Origin of the sequence: Sandarakinorhabdus glacialis (assembly GCF_014643455.1) — a bacterium.
In the GTDB taxonomy this organism is placed as follows: domain Bacteria; phylum Pseudomonadota; class Alphaproteobacteria; order Sphingomonadales; family Sphingomonadaceae; genus Sandarakinorhabdus; species Sandarakinorhabdus glacialis.
The window spans coordinates 1-19,319 of the sequence record NZ_BMJM01000001.1 but is presented as its reverse complement, the minus strand read 5'-3'; the positions used below and the strand labels follow the sequence as shown (position 1 = coordinate 19,319).

Here is a 19,319-nt window from a genome sequence, read left to right as displayed (position 1 = left end):
GCCTTTTCTGATCTGCCGGCAAGTCTAGAGCGTCGCCGGCTTGTTGTCGTTTGGCAAAAGCGCTGGGTCGTTTGCCAAGCGTGCTTCGCCGGCGATCTCGGCGAGCAGCCATTCGCGAAAGTGGCTGATCTTGGGAATGTTGCGGCGGCCTTCGGCACAAACCAGCCAGAACCAGGCGCCGCTGGTCGCAGTGATGTCGAACGGCGCGATGAGCCGGCCCTGGGCGATCTCGCGCTGCCACATGCGGGCGTTGAGCAGCGCCGCGCCCTGTCCGGCGAGCGCGGCGGCGCCTTCGATGACTTGCGAATCGAGCCGCAGGCCGACGTGCGGCGCACTGCCTTCGGTGACGCCGGCAGCCGCCAGCCACAATGGCCACCAGCTGTCGTCGGGCGACAGGCGCGGCACGGCGAGAATGTCGGCTGGTGCCGACAGTCTGTAGCGGGCGAGGAATTCGGGGCTCGCCATGACGGTGAAGTGGCTTGGGAACAGGCTATCGCTGTGGAGTCCGGGACTGATGCTGCGAGCCGAGCGGATGGCGATATCGGCCTTGTCGCGCGCGAAATCGACGATGGTGTCGGAGGCGTCGAGGCGAACGGCGAGATCGGGGTGGCGCAGCTGGAAACTGCCCAGCCGCGGCGCCAGCCAGTTGGCGGCAACGGTCACCGCCGCGCTGATCGTCAACACGGCGGCGGTCTCGATGCGGACAACGGCGAAGGCATCGGCAAGGGCGTCGAACGACGCGGTCACCAGCGGCGCGGCGCGGTGGCCGGCTTCGGTGAGGACGACGCGGCCCTTGTCGCGGTGGAAAAGCGGCGCGCCGAGGCGTTCCTCGAGCAGGCGGACCTGGTAGCTGACGGCGGCCTGGGTCATGCCGAGTTCGGCGGCGGCGCGGGTAAAATTGCCGTGGCGCGCCGCGGCCTCGAAGACCCGGACGGCGGCGAGCGGCGGCAGCTGGCGCGTCGGTGGACGATAAGCCTGGCTTATGCCCCCTGTCTATCGTTTCGTTGGCGGTGCGAAGCCGGAAGGCGCAAATCGGGTGCAGCGGGATGATCCGCAGCAAGGGAGAACGAGCATGATGCTCGACCAGCACGAGGCACGGGCCTGGGCCGATCATGGTCCCGAGTTCAGCGCGTTCGTGAGCCTCGTTGGCCGGCGGTACATCCGTCCGATGCAGACAGGAGTGAATGTGATGATCGAACATAATCTCGAACACCTGCGCCGATTTGCCCTGGCAGTGGCGGCGTTCATCGTCGGGGCGGCGTTTGTCGGTGTCGCGGTATTGCCTGCCGCGCTCGGGTTGAGCGCGGCCTGACAAGGGCAAGTGGCGGGTGGCGCCGGCCACCCGCCCCGCTATAAGGCGGGGATGGCCGAGCCCACCCCCCAGACCGAGGCGGAGACCCCGCGCGAGGCGTTCGACGAGGGGCATTTGTCGCGCGGTTTCGTCAGCGATGTCGCGACGCGGCTCGAGCGCGGCGACGACGAGGCGGTGCGGGCGATGGTGGCGCCGCTGCGACCCGCAGATATCGCCGAACTGTTCGCGCTGGTGCCCGAAAACGACCGCGGGCCGCTGGCGGTGGCGATCGGCGAGGCGCTCGATGCCGATGTGATGGCCGAACTGGCGGATTATGTCCGCGAGGACGTGCTGGCGGCGATGTCGGTGGGTGCCGTCGCCGAGATGGTGATGCAGCTCGATACCGATGACGCGGTGGCGATCATCGAGGATCTCGAGGACGACGAGGCGCGCGAGGTGCTCGACGCGCTGGCGCCCGAGGACCGCGCCGATATCGTCGCGGCGTTGAATTATCCCGAGGAATCCGCCGGGCGGTTGATGCAGCGCGAGCTCGTGGCAGTCCCCGAGGCGGTGACGGTCGGCGACGTCATCGAGCAGGTCCGGGTCACCATCGATCCGGCGACCGATTTCTGGGAAATCTTCGTCATCGATACCGAGCGGCGCCCGGTCGGCACGATGCGGCTGTCTTGGTTGCTGACGACACCGCCGGAGGTCGCCGTCGCCGATGTCATGCAGCGCGAGCAGACCTTGATCCCGGTCGACATGGACCAGGAGGAAGTGGCGCTGCTGTTCCAGAAATACGCGCTGATCTCGGCGGCGGTCGTCGATGGCGGCGGGCGGCTGGTCGGGGTGATCACCGTCGATGACGTCGTTCATATCATCCAGGAGGAAGCCGGCGAGGATGCGCTCAAGCTGTCGGGCGCCGGCGATGGCGATATCAACGAGCCGATCCTCGAGACCTACAAGACGCGGTCGCGGTGGCTGATCGCCAATCTGGGCACGGCGATGGTGTCGTCGTCGGTGATCACCATGTTCGAGCCGACGATCGAGAAGCTGGTGGTGCTTGCTGCGCTGACGCCGATCGTGGCGAGCGTCGGCGGCAATGCCGGCACCCAGACGATGGCGGTGGCGGTGCGCGCGCTGGCGACCAACCAGCTGACCGAGAGCAACACCCAGCGGACGATCTGGCGCGAAATCCGCGTTGCCATGCTCAACGGCGGCACGATCGCGGCGCTTGTCGGCATCGGCACCGCGGTGATCTTCGGCAATCCGGTGCTCGGGCTGGTGATCGCCGCGGCGGTGCTGTTCAACATCATGGTGGCGGGGCTGGCCGGGGTGATGGTGCCGGTCGCGCTCGAACGCTGGGGTGCCGATCCGGCGGTGGCGTCGTCGGTCTTCGTGACGATGATGACCGATACCTTGGGGTTCCTGTCGTTCCTCGGGCTGGCGACGATGGTCGGCGTGGCAAACCTGTCCTGACATGCTCCACCTGACGAAGGTAGCGGTGGGCTGCCCCGATATCGAGACACTGGCGCGGTTGCAGCAGGAACGCTGGGGTGCGGAGGCGTGCTCGCTGACGCGGTTCATGCCCAAGCGCGCCGAGGAACTGATCGGCGGATCGATGTTCTGGATCATCAGGCACCGGATCGTCGCGCGGCAACAGATATTGTCGCTCGAGATTGTGACGACGCCGTGGGGGGTGAAGTGCCGGGTCGGGCTGGTGCCCGGGCCGGTACCGGTGGTGCAGGTGCCGCGCAAGGCGCACCAGGGCTGGCGGTATTTCGAGGCGGGTGATGCGCCGGGGGATGCGGGGGGCCAGTATGCGACCGACGAGGAGGCGCTGCCGGTCGGGATGGTGCGGGAGTTGCAGTCGTTGTGGTTGCTTTGAGGTGTCGGGGCCATCCCGGCGGTGCGGACCGTCTGCTGTCATCCCGGGCTTGACCCGGGACCAAGTTGCTTCTCTGCGCAAAGAAGCAACTGGGTCCCGGGTCAAGCCCGGGATGACAGTTGCAGAAGCCTCTACCGCATACGCTTGACCAGCACGCGGCGCCCTTGCTTGAGAAAGGTCAGGTGGAAGCCGCCGAGGGCCGAGCGGCTGACTTTGACCTTGTCGCCGGCGCGGGCGGGCGGGGTGCCGCCGGTATCGGCCTGGCGCCACATTTGCCCGTTCGCGAGCAGGTAGACGTCGAGGCCGGAGGTGTTCTTGAGCACGTCGGTGATGCTCGATTCGATCTGCTGCAGCTCGTTCTTGTCGGGCACGAAGCGTTCGGCGCTGCGGGCGGCGACGTTTTCGGCACCGAAGGATTCGCGCTGGGCGACTTCGCGGGCGGCGGAATCGGCTTTTGCCTTGGCCTCGGCGGCGACTGCGGCAGCGGCGGCTTCGGCAGCGGCGAGGCGGGCCGATTCGGCGGCGCGGCGTTCGATGGCGGCGCGCGCCTCGGGCGATGCGGCGAGGACGGCGGCGTCGTAGCAGGCGAGCCGCTCGGCATCGCGCGGGACAGCGGCGCAGCGCAGCAGGTCGGAGGGTGCCTGCGCGACGGCCGGGGCCGCGCCCGATGCCAAGGCTGTGACAAGGATGGATACGGCGATACGGCGCATGAAGTTTCTCCCGATTTGGCCCTTCCTATCGGGCGCGGCCCGCCACGTCACGCTCCAAGCATGGCCGACGTAACGCGCTGTTCGCCACCGGGGCGCGGCGTGTCGGCTGGATAATCCGCCGAAAAGCGCGGCGCCGCCTTGCCCGGCGCCATGCGTTGCGGTTGCGGCACCATTTCGTTACCTGCGGGGCCATTCGATTCCCCGGAGCCCGACATGTCCTCGATCCCGCCTGCACCCCCGACGGATCGCATCGTCATCCGGCGACCCGACGACTGGCATGTCCATTTGCGCGATGACGCCATGCTGGCCTCGGTGGTCGATCATACCGCGCGCCAGTTTGCCCGCGCCATCGTCATGCCCAACCTCAAGCCGCCGGTAACCACCGTCGCTGCCGGTGCCGCCTATCGCCAGCGCATCCTGGCGGCGGTCGACCCCCGGCTCGGTTTTACGGCGCTGATGACTTGCTACCTGACCGACGGCATCGACGCGCAGCATATCGTCCGCGGCCATGCCGAGGGTGTGTTCACCGCCGCCAAGCTATATCCGGCCAACGCCACCACCAATTCGGCGCACGGCGTCACCGATGTCGCCTTGATCCGCAGCGCGCTCGAGGCAATGCAGCGGATCGGCATGCCGCTGCTGGTGCACGGCGAAGTCACCGACCCCGATGTCGACATCTTCGACCGCGAGGCGGTGTTCATCGATCGTACCATGGCTGCGCTGGTTCGCGACTTTCCGGCACTCAAAATCGTGTTCGAGCACATCACCACGGCGGAAGCGGCGGCGTTCGTCGAGGCGAGCGGCGCCAATGTCGCGGCCACGATCACGCCGCATCACCTGGCGATCAGCCGCAACGCCATGTTTCAGGGGGGTATCCGCCCGCATTTATACTGCCTGCCGATCGTCAAGCGCGAGACGCACCGGCTGGCGCTGCGCCGCGCCGCGGTGTCGGGCAATCCGAAATTCTTCCTGGGCACCGATTCGGCGCCGCACGCGGTCGGCGACAAGGAAAGCGCCTGCGGGTGCGCCGGTATGTTCAACGCGCCGTTCGCGATCGAAAGCTATGCGCAAACCTTTGACGAGGAGGGCGCGCTGGACCGGCTCGAAGGCTTTGCCAGCGAATTTGGACCGCGATTCTATGGACTGCCGCTCAACGAGGAACGGGTGATGCTCGAACGCGCGGCGACGGTGGTCCCGGAGCGATATGCAGCGGCAGGCACCGAGGTGGTGCCGTTCCATGCCGGCGAAACCATGGTTTGGCGGTTCGGCGGGACAGCATCCTGAGCAATGCTGTCCTACACGAGGCATTTCCGCTAGACCGGTGCGGCGCTGCGAAACGCTTGGCAGCGGCGCCCGTCCTCAAAAACGAACAAATCGGCGAAAGCGGAAAATGTGGAAAATGTTAACGGTTGTGGCATTCGCCGCCAGAAGTGTTCAATAGTCTTCTGAGCGACTTACAGATAATGACGACTTTTGGCGGTTAGGTCATCGTTCAACTCATAGACCATCGGCTTGCCGGTCGGGATTTCCTCGTGGACAATGTCGTCGTCCGAGATGCCCGACAGATGCTTGACCAGGGCGCGTAGTGAATTGCCATGGGCGGCGATGATGACCCGCTTGCCGGCCTTCAGCTGCGGAACGATGGCACTGTCCCAATATGGCAACACGCGGGCGATAGTATCCTTGAGGCTTTCGGACGCCGGGACGGCGATCCCGGCATAGCGGCGGTCGCTCGACAGGTCGAACGGCGACCCCGCTTCAAGCGGCGGTGGCGGCACGTCGAAGCTGCGGCGCCAGATCTTGACCTGGTCCTCGCCGTGCTTTGCCGCCGTCTCGGCCTTGTCGAGCCCGGTCAGCCCGCCATAGTGGCGCTCGTTCAAATGCCAGTCCTTGATTACCGGTATCCACAACCGGTCCATTTCGCCGAGCGCCAGGTTGAGCGTCTTGATGGCGCGCGATTGCAGGCTGGTGAAGGCGATATCGAAATCGAGCCCGGCGGCCTTCATCGCGGCGCCGGCGGCCAGCGCTTCGGCGATGCCCTTTTCGGTCAGTCCGACATCCCACCATCCGGTGAAGCGGTTTTCGAGGTTCCAGGCCGATTGCCCGTGGCGAAGGAGGACGAGTGAAGGCATTCCTTCTCATAACCGCCCTGCCCTGCCCTGCCAGCAAAAAATGGCATTGCGCGCCCATGGTTGTGACTTTGCGGGGAGCCACGGCGCGCGCGAACCGTTGAAGGCGTTGAAGTGGCATCGACAATCGCGCGGCGCCCGAACGAGACGATCATCGACCCCCGCGCCATGGCCGGGTAAGCCGAACAGGTCGCACTCGTGAACCGGAGGTGCCCCACAATGGCAAATGTCACTGAAATGGAGATATCGCGCCGCGGCGTGATGGCGGTCGGCGCCGCCTCGGCGATGCTCGCGCCGCTGCCGGCAGGCGCGCAGGTACCTGCCCCGAAAGCGGTGCCGGTAACTATGAAAGTGTCGCTCGAGGTCAACGGCACGCGCCGCGATCTCGAAGTCGATACGCGGACGACGTTGCTCGATGTGCTGCGCGAGAATTTGCACCTGACCGGGACCAAGAAGGGCTGCGATCATGGCCAGTGCGGCGCCTGCACGGTGATGGCCGGCGGCAAGCGCATCAACTCGTGCCTCAGCCTGGCGGTGATGCATCAGGGCGACGAGATCGTGACGATCGAAGGCTTGGGCACACCCGAAAAACTGCACCCGATGCAGGCCGCCTTCATCAAGCACGACGGTTATCAATGCGGTTATTGCACGCCCGGCCAGATCTGTTCGGCGGTCGCGGTACTGGCCGAGATCAAGGCCGGCATCCCGAGCCATGTCACGGCCGAACTTACCGCCCGGCCGATGGTGACCGGCGCCGAGATGCGCGAGCGGATGAGCGGCAACATCTGCCGCTGCGGGGCCTATTCGAACATCGTCGATGCGATGGCCGACGTAGCTGGGGCCGACATCGCGGGGGTGAAGGCATGAAGCCCTTTACCTATGAACGCGCCAAAACGCCGGCCGCGGCAGCAGCGGCGGCGATGCGCACCCCCGGCGCCAAGTTCATCGCCGGCGGTACCAATCTGCTCGACCTGATGAAGCTGGAAATCGAGGCGCCGCGCCATCTTGTCGACGTCAATGCGTTGAAGCTCGACAAGATCGAGGCCACCCCCGGCGGCGGCGTGCGGATCGGCGCACTGGTCAGCAACACCGACCTGGCCAGCAACACCCGGATCCGGCGCGACTATGGCGTGCTGTCGCGCGCCATCGTCGCCGGCGCCTCGGGCCAGTTGCGCAACAAGGCGACGACGGCGGGCAATCTGCTCCAGCGGACGCGGTGCCCGTATTTCTACGATACCAACCAGCCCTGCAACAAGCGCCAGCCGGGGTCGGGATGCGGGGCGATCGGCGGGTATAGCCGGCAACTGGCGGTGATCGGCACCAGCACCAAGTGCATCGCGACCTATCCGGGCGACATGGCGGTGGCGATGCGGGTGCTCGATGCGCAGGTCGAAACCGTCAATGCGGCGGGCACGGTGCGGGCGATTCCGATCGCCGAATTTCACCGCTCGCCCGGTGACACGCCGCATATCGAGACGGCGCTGGCACCCGGCGAGTTGATCACCAGCGTGACGCTGCCGGCGCCGATCGGCGGCAGCCATGTCTACTACAAGGTGCGTGACCGCGCCTCATATGCGTTCGCGCTGGTTTCGGTCGCGGCGGTCGTCCAGCGCGATGGCAGCGGCCGGGTCGCGATCGGCGGGATCGCGCCGCGGCCATGGCGGGTCGCGGGCGCCGATGCGGCGATGGGCCAGGGCGCCAAGGCGGTTGCGCAGCCGCTTTTGGCCGGCGCGAAGCCGACCGAGGACAACGCCTTCAAGCTGGCGCTCGTCGAGCGGACAATCGGCGCTGCGATAGCGCAAGCGAGGGAAACGGCATGAAGTTCGACACCAGGGCCGGCACCAACCCGATCGACCAGTTGAAGGTCATCGGCCGCGCCACCGACCGCATCGACGGCCCGCTGAAGACCAGCGGCACCGCGCCTTATGCCTATGAACGCAGCGATGTCGCGCCGGGGCAGGTCTATGGCTATGTCGTCGGGTCGGCGATCGCCAAGGGGCGAATCCGGTCGATCGACTTGACCGAGGCCAAGGCGGCGCCGGGCGTGCTGGCGATCGTGACGGCGGCCGATGCCGGGCCGCTGGGCAAGTCCAAGCGCAATACCGCCAAACTGCTCGCCGGGCCGGACATCGAGCATTATCATCAGGCGCTCGCCGTCGTGGTCGCCGAGACGTTCGAACAGGCGCGCGCCGCTGCGAACCTGGTTCGCGTCGACTATGCCCGGGGCAAGGGCCGGTTCGACCTCGACGCCAGCAAGCCTGCGGCGAAGATGCCCGAGGACGAGCCCGACAAGCGCTTCGGCGATTTCGAGGGGGCGTTTGCGGCGGCGGTCGTCAAGCTCGATGCGCGCTATACGACGCCCGACCAGGCGCATGCGATGATGGAACCGCACGCGACGATCGCGGCGTGGGAGGGTGATCGGCTGACGCTGTGGACGTCGAACCAGATGATCGACTGGGCCGTCGGCGACACGGCGACGACTTTGGGCATCCCCAAGGAGAATGTTCATATAATCTCGCCGTATATCGGCGGCGGTTTTGGCGGCAAGCTGTTCACCCGCGCCGATGCGGTGCTGGCGGCGCTGGGGGCGCGGGCGGCGGGGCGACCGGTCAAGCTGACGCTGACCCGGCCGATGATCTTCAACAACACGACGCATCGCCCGGCAACGCGGCAACGCATCCGCATCGGCTGCGGGCGCGATGGCAAGATCACCGCGATCGGGCATGAAAGCTGGTCGGGCGACCTGCCCGGCGGGCAGCCCGAAACTGCGGTCAAGCAGACGGAGCTGCTCTATGCCGGCGCCAACCGGCTGACGGCAATGCGGCTGTCGGTGCTTGACCTGCCGGAAGGCAACGCCATGCGTGCGCCGGGCGAGGCGTCAGGCTTGATGGCGCTCGAGTTTGCCATGGACGAGATGGCCGAAAAGCTCGGGATGGACCCGGTCGAGTTCCGTGTCGTCAACGACACGCAGGTCGATCCGATGGATCCGAAGCGGCCGTTTTCGCAGCGGCAGCTGGTCAAGTGCCTGCGCGATGGCGCGGCGCATTTCGGCTGGGCAAGGCGCGGCCTGCCGGGCCGGGTGCGCGATGGCCGGTGGCTCGTCGGCATGGGCGTGGCGGCGGCCTTTCGCAACAACATGGTGCAGACATCGGCGGCGCGGGTGCGGCTCGAGCAGGACGGCACGATCGTCGTCGAGACCGACATGACCGACATCGGCACCGGCAGCTATACGATCATCGGGCAGACGGCGGCCGAGATGATGGGCGTGCCGCTCGACCGGGTCGTGGTGCGGCTGGGCGACTCGCGCTTTCCGGTGTCGGCGGGATCGGGCGGGCAATGGGGCGGCAACAGCTCGACGGCAGGCGTCTATGCGGCGTGCGTCAAGCTGCGCGAGGCGATCGCACGGCAGCTTGGCCTCGATCCGGCGACGGCGGTGTTTGCCGGCGGCAAGGTGCAGGATGGCGGGCGCAGCATGCCGCTGACCAGGGCGGGCGCGCTGGTGGCCGAAGACACAATCGAGTTCGACAAGCTGTCAAAGGAATATCAGCAATCGACCTTCGGTGGGCATTTCGTCGAAGTCGGCGTGCACGCCATGACCGGGGAAATCCGGGTGCGGCGCATGCTGGCGGTGTGTGCGGCGGGGCGCATTCTCAACCCCAAGTCCGCCCGCAGCCAGGTGATCGGCGCGATGACGATGGGCGCCGGGGCGGCGTTGATGGAGGAACTGGCGGTCGACAAGCGTTTCGGATTCTTCGTCAACCATGATCTGGCCGGGTATGAAGTGCCGGTCCACGCCGACATTCCGCACCAGGAGGTGATATTCCTCGATGAGGTCGATCCCATCTCGTCGCCGATGAAGGCGAAGGGTGTCGGCGAGCTGGGCATTTGCGGCGTCGGCGCGGCGGTTGCGAACGCGATCTACAACGCGACAGGCATACGCGTCCGGGATTACCCGATCACGCTCGACAAGCTGCTGGATCGGCTGCCGCAGATGACCTGAGGCAGACTGATGACGCGGCTGCAGGCGGGTCAATAGACCCACTGCAGCCGCGTCAGCAGCGAGTCGATGACCCCTGTCTCGCCGAAGCGGTCGAGCCATATTCGTCCGCCGATGACACCGAGCTTCCACCACGACGTCGCCCAGCAGTTGATGCCGAGTTCGACGCGCTTATAGCGGCCACCCCGGACGCTGCCGCCGTCCAGATCGACAACGGCATAGCGGGCGATTAGTTCAGGTGCGCCCCAGCGTCCCTGCGGCACGAGCGGGCGCACCAGCCCGGTTGCATGATTATAAGCGCGGTGTTCGCCGGTGATGACCCAGCTGCCGATGACGTAGAAGCCCATGAAGTGCGGGTTCGCGGTCGGTTCGGACCGCACTTGCGCCGACACCAGCTCGGCGAGCACCGACAGGCCACGGCGGGTGTACTGCAGCTCCAGACCATAGTAATCGGCACCGGCCGCTTCGAAGGTGCCGGTGTCGAGGTAGTGAGCGGGCGTGTTGGTGCCGGGCTTGGCGGTAGTCGGCACCGTGATTGATGCCCTGGCACCGCCGTGCATGCCGAGCCGCGACAAACGGGCATCGGCCACCGTCGCCAACGGTGCCATTACCAGGATGATGGCGGCTCCCCCGAGCGCGCTGGATGCTTTTCTCATCTCGCGTCCTTCTGGGCAATGACCTTGACCATCGTCACGGGGCGCTGCGGGCCGGCGTTGCGGCCGCGGTGTTGGCCCTGTTGCCCGCGCGCCCGCCATCGCCTTTCTGGCGGACGTTCCGGTGCACGAAGTGACGCGGCACGTCGATGTCGTGCGGCCCGCGGACCCCAAGAAGAATGATTTCCTGATCGTCCCGATCCCGGGAGGCATTCTAGCGCCGCGGCCGCAGTGCGGGTCTTCCCGACCTCTTATCGGGACTCATCCCGGTTATGGCTGCGCGGGGCGTAGCTTAGCCTTCAGCCAATAAGGCCTGGGTGTACTGATGCAGGAACTTTCGTTCGTTTTCACGATGCTGTTCCTGACCCTTGGCCCCCCAAGGTCATTGCGCCGTTCGGAATGCTCACGCGCGGCTTCGACTTTCGCACCCGGGTGCGGTTGGCGCTGGTCAGTGCACTGATTGCCTATGTCGTGGCATTGGTGGTCATCTACGTCATCAGCAACCTGCGCGTGAGCTGGCGGATCGAGGTCGCCGATCTCAGGGCGGCTTTCGGCATCCTGTTGCTTATCCCGGCGATCTCGCTGCTCAACGCTGCCGGCGAAGCGTCGCCGCCACCGCCGCCGCCGCTGGAAAGCGCCAAGGGGCTGGTCTTTTCGCCGCTGGCCTTCCCGTTCACATCACGCCCTATGGCATCGTTGCACTGCTGGTGCTCACCGCGCTCAGTGCCGACCCACGGCAACTGGCCATCGTCGTCTTCGGCATGATCCCGGCGCTGCTGCTGTCCAACTGCCTGGCAATGGTATTTTCGGGCTCGATATTGCGCCATGTCGGGCTCGGACCGCTGCGCATCCTGGGCTGGGTGTTCGCGGTCCTCCAGGCGGCGCTGGCGATCCAGTCCATCCTGACCGGCCTGCGTGCCGACTTCGGGCCGGAGCCGCTGCTTTCCACTGCAATCCCGCTAATCGTGAGGCCAAGTTGATCAAGCTCCTCACCCCGAAGCCCCGGCACCGCGTTGCCGGCTGGTCTTTCTCCTGGCTCGCCGCCGCCATCGGTGTTGCACCGGCGATCGCGACCGAGGGTGGCCAAAGCCCGTATTTTAACGGCTATCGCGCCTTTCTGACCGGCATCGTGCCACCGTATCAGGGCCTGTATATCCGCAACGGAGGACAACATCGAGATGCACTGCGATGCCATGAAGCGTGCCGGCGATTTCGAGTGGGCCAAGGTTCAGTGTGAGATGGCCGCGGCCGTGTGGACCATCGACGAAATAATCGAACTCGGTGCAACGCCGTTGTCGAATACTTTGGCGGCGGCCTGTGCATATTGCGCGCGAGAACCGTCTACGGCATGGCCGTATTGCTCGCGGGAGGGGTTTGCGCGGCGAGCGTCTCCGCAGCACCGGCCACGCCAATTGCGGCGCCTGAAGCCGAAGAACGTGACGCGGACACGATGGCCGCACTCGATGCCATGGGCGCGGCGCTGCGCAAGCTGCAGACATTTTCGGTCCGGGCTGCGTTTACCGACGAGGATGTCCTGACTACGGGCCAGAAAATACAGTCCGGAGGCACCGTCGACATCAAGGTGCGGCGCCCCGACGGCTTCGTGATCGACACCAGGACGGAACACAACAGCCGCACCATCTTCTATGACGGCAAGAACCTCAGCCTGCTGGCGCCGGCGTTGGGGTTGTACGGGACGATGCCCGCCCCGGCGACCATTGCAGCAACGATCGCCACGGCAAGCGAAGACTATGGCATCGAATTGCCGCTGGTCGACCTGATATCATGGGGAACCGACCCGGCGCTGATCGCGCGCGTCACATCGGCGTTCACAGCTGACAGATCGGGCCGTATCGCTGCACGCAACATGTCATGCGCCAGAAAAATGTCGACTGGCAAATCTGGCTGCGCGAGGGCGCCGATCCGTTGCCCTGCAAGATCGTCATCACGTCGCGCATAGACCCGAGCATGCCGCAATATGAGGCGCTGCTGACCTGGGTTCCGGTCAAAAGCTTTCCGGCCAGCACCTTTACGCTGAAGCCGCCACCGGGCGCCGGCAGCATCACCATCGGCAAGCTGGCGGGAAATAGCGCCCCCGCCAAGGGAGTTACGGGACAATGACCGGCATCCTCATCCACCAGACATGGCGCTCGGCGGCCGTGCTCGGCCTTGTCCTGACGACCGCGGCCGCGGAACCAGCCGGATGTGCGCAGGAAAGTTGCCATGCGCCAAACTATTGCGGGAGACGGAGGTGCCGCCATCCGGATTATCCCCGGGGGCCGGGTTCACGTTCCCTGAGTGCCGCGTGGGGGCCAATCCGGCGCGCAACCGCATAGGATCGTCACGCCGCGCCTATGTGCGATCACATCATGATGGCCGCGTTTCGCCGTCATGCTCCCTCAGGTCGTTGTGAAGGGCGGTTGCCGCGACCGCGCCGTGCCCCATGGACACGCTGATCTGATCGAGCGACATCACGATGTCACCTGCCGCATAGATGCTGGCAAGGCTCGTGCGTTGCTTGGCATCGACGACGATGCAGCGGTCGTCGCTCAGTTCGATGCCGAGCTGGCGCGCCAGTTCGTTCTTGCTGTCCGAGCCCAGCGCCGGATAGATCGTATCGAACCTTAGCGTGTCGCCATTGGCGAGCTGGGCATTTGCCTCTGTTTCGGAGAATTCGAGGTGGCCCAGGGTGCTGGGTGCGAGCCCCACGCCTGCCGTTGCCAACGCCTTGTGATCGTCGGCATCGAGTTCGAAACCTTCCAGCGCGATCAGCGTGACCCTGTCGGAATAGGTCCGCAGAAACAGCGCCTCCGCAACGGCGTGGGTATTGGCACCGATGACTCCTATCTCCTGGCCGCTGGCCTCGTAGCCGTCGCAAACCGGGCAATAGCGCAACAGGCCGCGATCGAGCGCCAGCCGATGTATATCGGGGTCGATCGGCGGGCGGCGGTTTTCGACGCCGGTTGCCAGCAGAATCGTGCGGGCCGTGATGTCCAGGCCGGCGCCTTGGGCATGAAACCCGTCGGCGATGGCCGCGACTGTCTCGATGTGACCGGCGACGATCTCCGCGCCGAACCGCTTCGCCTGGTCGCTCATGCGGCGAAGCAGCTCCTCGCCGCTGATCCCATCCGGAAATCCGGCATGGTTGTGCGACAGCGGGATCCATTTGGCGCGACTGTTGCCATCATCGACGACGATCACCCGGCGGCGATAACGAGCCAGATAGATAGCGGCCGTCAGCCCGGCAGGACCGCCACCGACAATGAGCGCATCGCAGTGAACTGTCGCCACGCTGTTTGCGCCCCTTGATAATTTCGCAACTGCACAACCATTGCTGGGCCGCGAAGTTCCGGCACTCGCCGGGGCCGGGAAATCCATGCGCGCGCGGCCTGCCTTGTCGGTGGTGACCGCTGCACTGGTCGATGCAGCCGGATAATGCGAGGTTGCGCGGCGCGAGGACAGTCGACGATGACCAGCATGGACACCGCACCGGCGAGGCCGGACGAGCCCGCATCGGCAACGCCGCGGCGACCGGGCCGCAACCTGGTTATCCTGTGCGACGGTACCGGCAACGAGCTCGGCGGCGCGCTGGCGGGCGATCCAGGCGCCATTCGAATTTCCAACGTGCTCAAGCTGTTCCGCATCGCCGAGAAGGGCGAGCGCCAGCTGGTCTATTATGCCCCCGGGGTGGGGACCATCGGACGCGTCGATTACCTCTACCGCTGGAAGCAAAAGGCGCTCGGCGTGCTTGGCCTGGTTACCGGCTATGGCCTCGACGACAATGTGCTCGGCGCCTACCGCTTCCTCGTCATCAACTGGCAGCCGGGCGACAATATCTTCCTGTTCGGCTTCAGCCGGGGGGCCTGGACGGTGCGCGTGCTTGCCGGGCTGGTGCACCTGATCGGGCTCGTCCGCCCGTCGCAGCTCAATATGTGCGACAACGCCCTCGACACCTACAAGCGCGCCGCGCGCGAGAACGAACTGCCGCTCGCGTGGCATTTCGCCCGTGTCATCGGCGCGCGCTTCCCGGTCATCCATTTTATCGGCGCCTGGGACAGCGTTGCCTCGGTATTGGTGCCGCGACCCGATCGCCTGTGGATCCCGAGCCTGGAGACCCTGCCCTATACCGGCACCAACCCATCGGTGCGGATATTCCGCCATGCCCTTGCCCTCGACGAGCGGCGCCGCATGTTTCGCGTGGCCCGTTGGCGACAGCCGCAGGACCATATCCCCAACCGGTTCCGGCCGGCAGAGACCGCCGCGCAGGATATCGAGCAACGCTGGTTCGCCGGCGTGCACTCCGATATCGGCGGCGGTTACCGCGAGCGCGACAGCGGCCTGTCGAAGATACCGCTGATCTGGATGACCGAGGAAGCCGTCAAGGCCGGGCTGCGGATCACCGAGGCCAATCTGCGCCACCTGCCCACGGCGAGGCGAAGGCCGGCAGCCAGCACAGCTATGCCCGGCCCGATCCATTGGCAAAGCTGCACCAGTCGCTGACGGCAGGATGGAAGCTGCTCGAATATTTCCCCAAGAACACCGAATAACGCGAATGGCCACGGCGGTCGTTCCTGCGGTGGTATCTGCCACGCGGCGAACCGCGACCGGTGCCTGCCGAGCACCGCCTCGACGACGCGATCGAACAGCGCCGCCGCCATGATGCGTCCTATCGTCCCACCAATGCCCAGGCCAATAGCACGAAAGTTAAGGACAAGGCCACACCATAGTTGAAATCCAACGTTTATTTCGAGAACATGTCCATGACTGTTACTATACTTTGGATAGTTACCATTTGTTTGCTGCGATCTGTTGGAACGACACGTCGTCCGCCGGGTTTCTAGGCTCGTCGCAACAAAAGGCCAGTCATGTTCCGCTATTCGAAGTCGTTTCGTGTTTCATCCGCAGTGTTGCTGCTGTCGGCAACTGCCGTTTCCGCCCAGTCGCCGATGTCGGCGACCTCGCCGCCCAGCTTCCCGATGCCTCGCATCGCCGCTACCGCCCCGCCAAAGCCGGTCCCCGACATGCAGGCGGTCCTTTCAGCGCAGGCTGCACTCGGTGCCAAGCCGATCGAGACCTTGACGCCCGCCCAGGCACGGTTGCAGCCAACCCCGGCGGATGGCGTCGCACAGGTCTTGAAGGCAAAGGGGCTGCCGACCGCGCCCGACAACAGCGTCACCACGCAGGACCTCGCCTATGGCACCGACCCGATGCGGGTCGCCCGCATCTACAAGCCGGCCATGGCCAGCACGGCGCCGCGGCCGGTCGTGGTCTATTACCACGGCGGCGGCTGGGTCATCGCCGACCTGAAGACCTATGACGCAACCCCGCGCTACCTCGCCAAGACACTCAATGCCATCGTCGTGTCGGTGGAGTATCGCCACGCGCCCGAGGCCAAGTTCCCAGCGCAGCACGAGGATGCGGCCAACTCCTAAGGCTGGGTGCTCAAGAACGCCAAGGCCTGGGGCGGCGACCCGTTGCGGATGGCGCTGGCAGGCGAAAGCGCCGGCGGCAACCTCGCCGTGGCGACTGCGATCGTCGCGCGCGACCGCGGCATGACCGCGCCGCGGCACATCCTTGCCGTTTACCCGATCGCCAATTCGGCAACGAACCTGCCTTCACGGCAGACCAATGCGCGGGCCAAACCGCTCAACACGCCGATGTTGTCGTGGTTCGGCTATTATTACTCCAAGTCGAAGGCCGACGCCCAGGACCCGCGCATCAATCTCGTCAAGGCCGATTTGCGCGGTCTGCCGCCGCTAACCATCGTCAACGCGCAGATCGATCCGCTGCTGTCCGATGGGGAAACGCTGGCAGCCGCAGTGCGCGCCGCTGGCGGCAAGGTCGAGCAGCGCACCTTCCCCGGCGTCACCCATGAATTCTTCGGCATGGGCCAGGTCGTCAGCGGCGCCGCACAGGCCGAGGCCTATGCAGCGGCGCGCTTGAAACCGGCACTCGCAGCGGCTCGTTGATCAGGTCGCTGTCGTGGCGGCCTTACCGCTGCCATGACAGCCGGCCTGCCGCGGTCACTCCTCGGGCTGAGGGTCATTGTGCGGACTTGGCGAAAAGCGGCTAGGCCGTACGCAAGGTTCCTGTCGTCAATTCCGCAAGTTGGCTGCTGCCGGCCGTCCCGCCTGCGCCCGTATGGAGCCGCCGGCCCACCGAACCTGGAAAATTCAGGCTTTTTTATTTCAATTGTAATATGCGTTTGACACTCGGGGCTGTCCGACTGTGTGCACCGTTGTAATCGCAGGGTTGTCCAGCGATTCGGGTTTATGAAATTGGTTGCGGCAAGGCTTTCGCACTTTGTCGATCGCCGCTAGCGACCAATTCAGAAATTCCTGACGAAACGATGCATTGCCTTTGGTCGACGGACGCAGTCCGGCGGCGAAGTGGCAATTGCTTTCGACGACCTACCTAATGGGTGCCGCCTCATCCATGATTGACAACTCCGACGTTTCGCCTTCACATATGACACCGGTTACCCAGAATGATCGCAGCAGCGGCACGGGACAGGCGGCGAGTACAAGAGCCTGGGGAGGCGATGTTGGGGCAACGCAGCTATCACACGATTCGGTCTGCGACGCTGTCGTGCTGGGCCATTGCAGCTGTCATGGGCGCCGCGCCCGGGCTTTCTGCGGCCCCGACCTCATTGACGGCATTTCCCGGAGCCGAAGGCAGCGGGCGTTTCGCGCTGGGCGGACGCGCCGGGCGTGTTCTTCATGTAACGACGCTGGCGGACGATGGCCCGGGAAGCCTGCGGGCGGCAGTTGCCTTAGATGCGCCGCGGACGATCGTCTTCGATGTCTCCGGAACGATACATCTCGTCGCGCCGCTGGTCGTGCGTTATGGCCGGGTCACGATCGCCGGCCAGACGGCGCCCGGCGACGGCATAACCCTGGCCGACCAGACATTGCGGGTCGCCGCGGACGACGTGGTGATCCGGTACGTCCGGTCGCGCCTGGGTGCACGGTCGCAGACGCAGGGCGACGCGATCTGGCTGAGCGGTGGCACCCGGGTGATACTCGATCATGTGTCGGCCAGCTGGTCGGTCGACGAGACACTGTCGGTGTCGGCGAACTATGCCGACGCCGCCAACAGCCTGGGCGACGTAACCGTCCAGTGGAGCATCATCGCCAATTCGCTGCGGCGCTCGGGTCATGTGAAAGGCAGTCATGGCTATGGCAGCCTGGTCCGTGCCGGTCGCGGCGCCCAGATAAGTTTCCACCACAATCTCTGGGCCAATCACGCCGCACGAATGCCGCGGCCGGGCAATTACGATGCAATTGCCGTCGACCCCAAGGGCGCGACATTCGATTTCCGCAACAACGTCTTCTACAATTGGGGCGGCGGCCATTCCGGTTACAATGCCGACACCGACAGCATGGCGCGCTACAATTTCATCGGCAACGCCTATCTGCCCGGCCCCGACACGACAAAGCCGATCGCCTTCCAGGAGCGCAATCCGCTGGCGCGGGGGTGATTTGCCGGCAACAGCATGGCGGCCAGCGTGCCGGCCGACCCATGGTCGCTGGTCACCGGCCTGGCAGGGTCGGGAAATCGACTGGCTGGCCCCGTGGATACGCCGCCGGTGCGAACCGAAGCCGCCGATGCCGCACGTGTCGCTATCCTCGCTGGCGCCGGGGCATCGCGGCGACGCGACGCCGTCGATCTCAAAGTGGTCGCCGGAGTTGCCGATGCGACCGGGCGCCTGATCGACAACGAGGCCGATGATGGCGGCTGGCCGCAGCTTCGCAGCCTCGCGCCCGAACTCGACACCGATCGCGACGGCCTTCCCGATATTTGGGAGCGCCGGAACGGCCTCGAACCCGCCCGCGCCGACTCGAGCGATGTCGTCGACAAGCACGGCTGGACAAACCTGAAACTATATTTGGACTGGCTTACGAAAAATTGACACCGGTTACCTGAAAATCAGGGGCCGAAAAATTACTATATTGGGGGAAGATCACGTGAAGATTATCCAGAAGAACCACGGTGCGATCAGCGTGTCGCTGATGGCGCTCATGATCGCGGAAGCTGCGGCGGCTCAGGCGCCCGCAGTGCCGGCACCCGCGACGGCAAAAGCCGCTCCGGTTGCCGACAACGTGGTCACCGATCGCGATATCGGCGAAATCACCGTGACCGGCTACCGTGGCTCGCTGCGGGCGTCGATTTCCGACAAGCGCGAAGCCAGTGTGCAGATCGACGCGATCAACGCCGAGGACATTGCCGACTTTCCCGACAATAACCTTGCGCAGTCACTGCAGCGGCTGCCCGGCGTGTCGGTCGACCGCGACAATGGCGAGGGCCGGTCGATCACCGTTCGCGGCCTCGGCGGCGACTTCAACCGGACCCGGCTCAATGGCCTGGAGGCGCTGTCGACGGCGGGATCGAACGACGCCGGCACCAGCCCCAATCGCAGCCGATCGTTCGACTACAACACCTTCGCATCCGAGCTTTTCAGCGCCCTGAAGGTCCAGAAAACCTCGTCGGCGGAAACCGACGAAGGTTCGCTAGGCGCCACCATAGACCTGCAGACCGGGCGGCCGTTTGAGGTGGTCCCGGAAAACTGGACAGGGTGTTAAGCTATTCCCGATCTGAAGGATTGACGGGAATGAAGACGACGAGAAAGCGCTACAGCTCGGATTTCAAGG

The 19,319-nt window shown here is 65.4% G+C and carries 22 protein-coding genes and 1 pseudogene; 17 read left to right on the top strand and 6 right to left on the bottom strand.

Annotated features, from left to right (window positions below; all coding sequences use genetic code 11):
- Nucleotides 1-24 precede the first annotated feature (24 nt).
- Nucleotides 25-951, bottom strand: a complete 927-nt coding sequence (locus IEW98_RS00110) for a LysR substrate-binding domain-containing protein (RefSeq protein ID WP_308785494.1) — start codon at nt 949-951, stop codon at nt 25-27.
- Between the two features lie 121 nt (nt 952-1,072).
- Here IEW98_RS00110 and IEW98_RS00105 point away from each other — a divergent pair, with 121 nt between their 5' ends.
- Genes IEW98_RS00105 through IEW98_RS00095 form a run of 3 tightly spaced genes read left to right on the top strand, consistent with a single transcriptional unit; the run spans nt 1,073 to nt 3,179 of the window.
- On the top strand, nt 1,073-1,312 hold the full coding sequence (locus IEW98_RS00105; RefSeq protein WP_188760878.1) for a hypothetical protein: 240 nt from the start codon (nt 1,073-1,075) through the stop codon (nt 1,310-1,312).
- Nucleotides 1,313-1,363: 51 nt separating this feature from the next.
- Nucleotides 1,364-2,770: a magnesium transporter gene (gene mgtE, locus IEW98_RS00100; protein ID WP_188760877.1), complete on the top strand. Its 1,407-nt coding sequence runs from the start codon at nt 1,364-1,366 to the stop codon at nt 2,768-2,770.
- Between the two features lies 1 nt (nt 2,771).
- Nucleotides 2,772-3,179 carry a DUF1489 family protein gene (locus IEW98_RS00095; RefSeq protein ID WP_188760876.1) on the top strand — a complete coding sequence of 136 codons (408 nt, stop codon included), beginning with the start codon at nt 2,772-2,774 and terminating at the stop codon, nt 3,177-3,179.
- Nucleotides 3,180-3,310: 131 nt separating this feature from the next.
- Here IEW98_RS00095 and IEW98_RS00090 read toward each other — a convergent pair whose 3' ends face one another.
- Nucleotides 3,311-3,889 carry a hypothetical protein gene (locus tag IEW98_RS00090; RefSeq protein ID WP_188760875.1) on the bottom strand — a complete coding sequence of 193 codons (579 nt, stop codon included), beginning with the start codon at nt 3,887-3,889 and terminating at the stop codon, nt 3,311-3,313.
- Between the two features lie 47 nt (nt 3,890-3,936).
- Nucleotides 3,937-4,104 (bottom strand): hypothetical protein, encoded by a 168-nt coding sequence (locus tag IEW98_RS00085; protein WP_188760874.1) that lies wholly within the window; start codon nt 4,102-4,104, stop codon nt 3,937-3,939.
- On the opposite strand from IEW98_RS00085, the gene pyrC reads away from it, so the two are divergent.
- The gene (gene pyrC / locus IEW98_RS00080) at nt 4,103-5,173 is read left to right on the top strand and encodes a dihydroorotase (protein WP_188760873.1); all 1,071 of its coding nucleotides are present in this window, start codon (nt 4,103-4,105) and stop codon (nt 5,171-5,173) included. The genes IEW98_RS00085 and pyrC overlap by 2 nt on opposite strands.
- A gap of 170 nt (nt 5,174-5,343) precedes the next feature.
- Here pyrC and gpmA read toward each other — a convergent pair whose 3' ends face one another.
- Nucleotides 5,344-6,021, bottom strand: coding sequence for a 2,3-diphosphoglycerate-dependent phosphoglycerate mutase (gpmA, locus tag IEW98_RS00075; RefSeq protein ID WP_188760872.1), 678 nt, complete (start codon nt 6,019-6,021; stop codon nt 5,344-5,346).
- Nucleotides 6,022-6,237: 216 nt separating this feature from the next.
- Here gpmA and paoA point away from each other — a divergent pair, with 216 nt between their 5' ends.
- The 3 genes from paoA to paoC are packed head-to-tail and all read left to right on the top strand — an operon-like array spanning nt 6,238 to nt 10,018.
- Nucleotides 6,238-6,885: an aldehyde dehydrogenase iron-sulfur subunit PaoA gene (gene paoA / locus IEW98_RS00070; protein ID WP_188760871.1), complete on the top strand. Its 648-nt coding sequence runs from the start codon at nt 6,238-6,240 to the stop codon at nt 6,883-6,885.
- Nucleotides 6,882-7,838, top strand: a complete 957-nt coding sequence (locus IEW98_RS00065) for an FAD binding domain-containing protein (RefSeq protein WP_188760870.1) — start codon at nt 6,882-6,884, stop codon at nt 7,836-7,838. Before paoA ends, IEW98_RS00065 begins: the two co-directional genes overlap by 4 nt.
- The gene (gene paoC / locus IEW98_RS00060; protein WP_188760869.1) at nt 7,835-10,018 is read left to right on the top strand and encodes an aldehyde oxidoreductase molybdenum-binding subunit PaoC; all 2,184 of its coding nucleotides are present in this window, start codon (nt 7,835-7,837) and stop codon (nt 10,016-10,018) included. The genes IEW98_RS00065 and paoC overlap by 4 nt, the downstream gene beginning before the upstream one ends.
- A gap of 29 nt (nt 10,019-10,047) precedes the next feature.
- Here paoC and IEW98_RS00055 read toward each other — a convergent pair whose 3' ends face one another.
- Nucleotides 10,048-10,671 (bottom strand): porin, encoded by a 624-nt coding sequence (locus IEW98_RS00055; protein ID WP_188760868.1) that lies wholly within the window; start codon nt 10,669-10,671, stop codon nt 10,048-10,050.
- A gap of 396 nt (nt 10,672-11,067) precedes the next feature.
- Between IEW98_RS00055 and IEW98_RS00050 the strand changes: the two genes are divergently transcribed.
- From IEW98_RS00050 to IEW98_RS16645, 5 genes are all read left to right on the top strand, one after another.
- Nucleotides 11,068-11,433: a hypothetical protein gene (locus tag IEW98_RS00050; RefSeq protein WP_188760867.1), complete on the top strand. Its 366-nt coding sequence runs from the start codon at nt 11,068-11,070 to the stop codon at nt 11,431-11,433.
- Nucleotides 11,430-11,648 carry a hypothetical protein gene (locus IEW98_RS00045; RefSeq protein ID WP_188760866.1) on the top strand — a complete coding sequence of 73 codons (219 nt, stop codon included), beginning with the start codon at nt 11,430-11,432 and terminating at the stop codon, nt 11,646-11,648. The genes IEW98_RS00050 and IEW98_RS00045 overlap by 4 nt, the downstream gene beginning before the upstream one ends.
- On the top strand, nt 11,645-11,905 hold the full coding sequence (locus IEW98_RS00040) for a hypothetical protein (protein WP_188760865.1): 261 nt from the start codon (nt 11,645-11,647) through the stop codon (nt 11,903-11,905). Before IEW98_RS00045 ends, IEW98_RS00040 begins: the two co-directional genes overlap by 4 nt.
- 111 nt (nt 11,906-12,016) lie before the next feature.
- Complete coding sequence (locus IEW98_RS16650) at nt 12,017-12,628, top strand: DUF2092 domain-containing protein (protein WP_188760864.1); 612 nt, start codon at nt 12,017-12,019, stop codon at nt 12,626-12,628.
- A complete protein-coding gene (locus IEW98_RS16645; protein WP_188760863.1) occupies nt 12,541-12,789 on the top strand; it encodes a DUF2092 domain-containing protein in 249 nt (82 codons plus the stop codon). Before IEW98_RS16650 ends, IEW98_RS16645 begins: the two co-directional genes overlap by 88 nt.
- 246 nt (nt 12,790-13,035) lie before the next feature.
- On the opposite strand, the gene IEW98_RS00025 is transcribed toward IEW98_RS16645, so the two are convergent.
- Entirely contained in the window at nt 13,036-13,959 is a 924-nt protein-coding gene (locus IEW98_RS00025) for an NAD(P)/FAD-dependent oxidoreductase (protein WP_243450475.1), read from the bottom strand.
- Nucleotides 13,960-14,136: 177 nt separating this feature from the next.
- Here IEW98_RS00025 and IEW98_RS00020 point away from each other — a divergent pair, with 177 nt between their 5' ends.
- From IEW98_RS00020 to IEW98_RS00005, 5 genes and pseudogenes are all read left to right on the top strand, one after another.
- On the top strand, nt 14,137-15,168 hold the full coding sequence (locus IEW98_RS00020) for a T6SS phospholipase effector Tle1-like catalytic domain-containing protein (RefSeq protein WP_207792462.1): 1,032 nt from the start codon (nt 14,137-14,139) through the stop codon (nt 15,166-15,168).
- Between the two features lie 365 nt (nt 15,169-15,533).
- Nucleotides 15,534-16,637 (top strand): annotated as a pseudogene (locus IEW98_RS00015) (alpha/beta hydrolase).
- 680 nt (nt 16,638-17,317) lie between these two features.
- Nucleotides 17,318-18,148, top strand: coding sequence for a pectate lyase family protein (locus IEW98_RS16070; RefSeq protein WP_207792461.1), 831 nt, complete (start codon nt 17,318-17,320; stop codon nt 18,146-18,148).
- Between the two features lie 15 nt (nt 18,149-18,163).
- Entirely contained in the window at nt 18,164-18,580 is a 417-nt protein-coding gene (locus tag IEW98_RS16065) for a hypothetical protein (RefSeq protein ID WP_207792460.1), read from the top strand.
- A gap of 55 nt (nt 18,581-18,635) precedes the next feature.
- Nucleotides 18,636-19,250: a TonB-dependent receptor plug domain-containing protein gene (locus tag IEW98_RS00005; protein WP_243450474.1), complete on the top strand. Its 615-nt coding sequence runs from the start codon at nt 18,636-18,638 to the stop codon at nt 19,248-19,250.
- Nucleotides 19,251-19,319 lie beyond the last annotated feature (69 nt).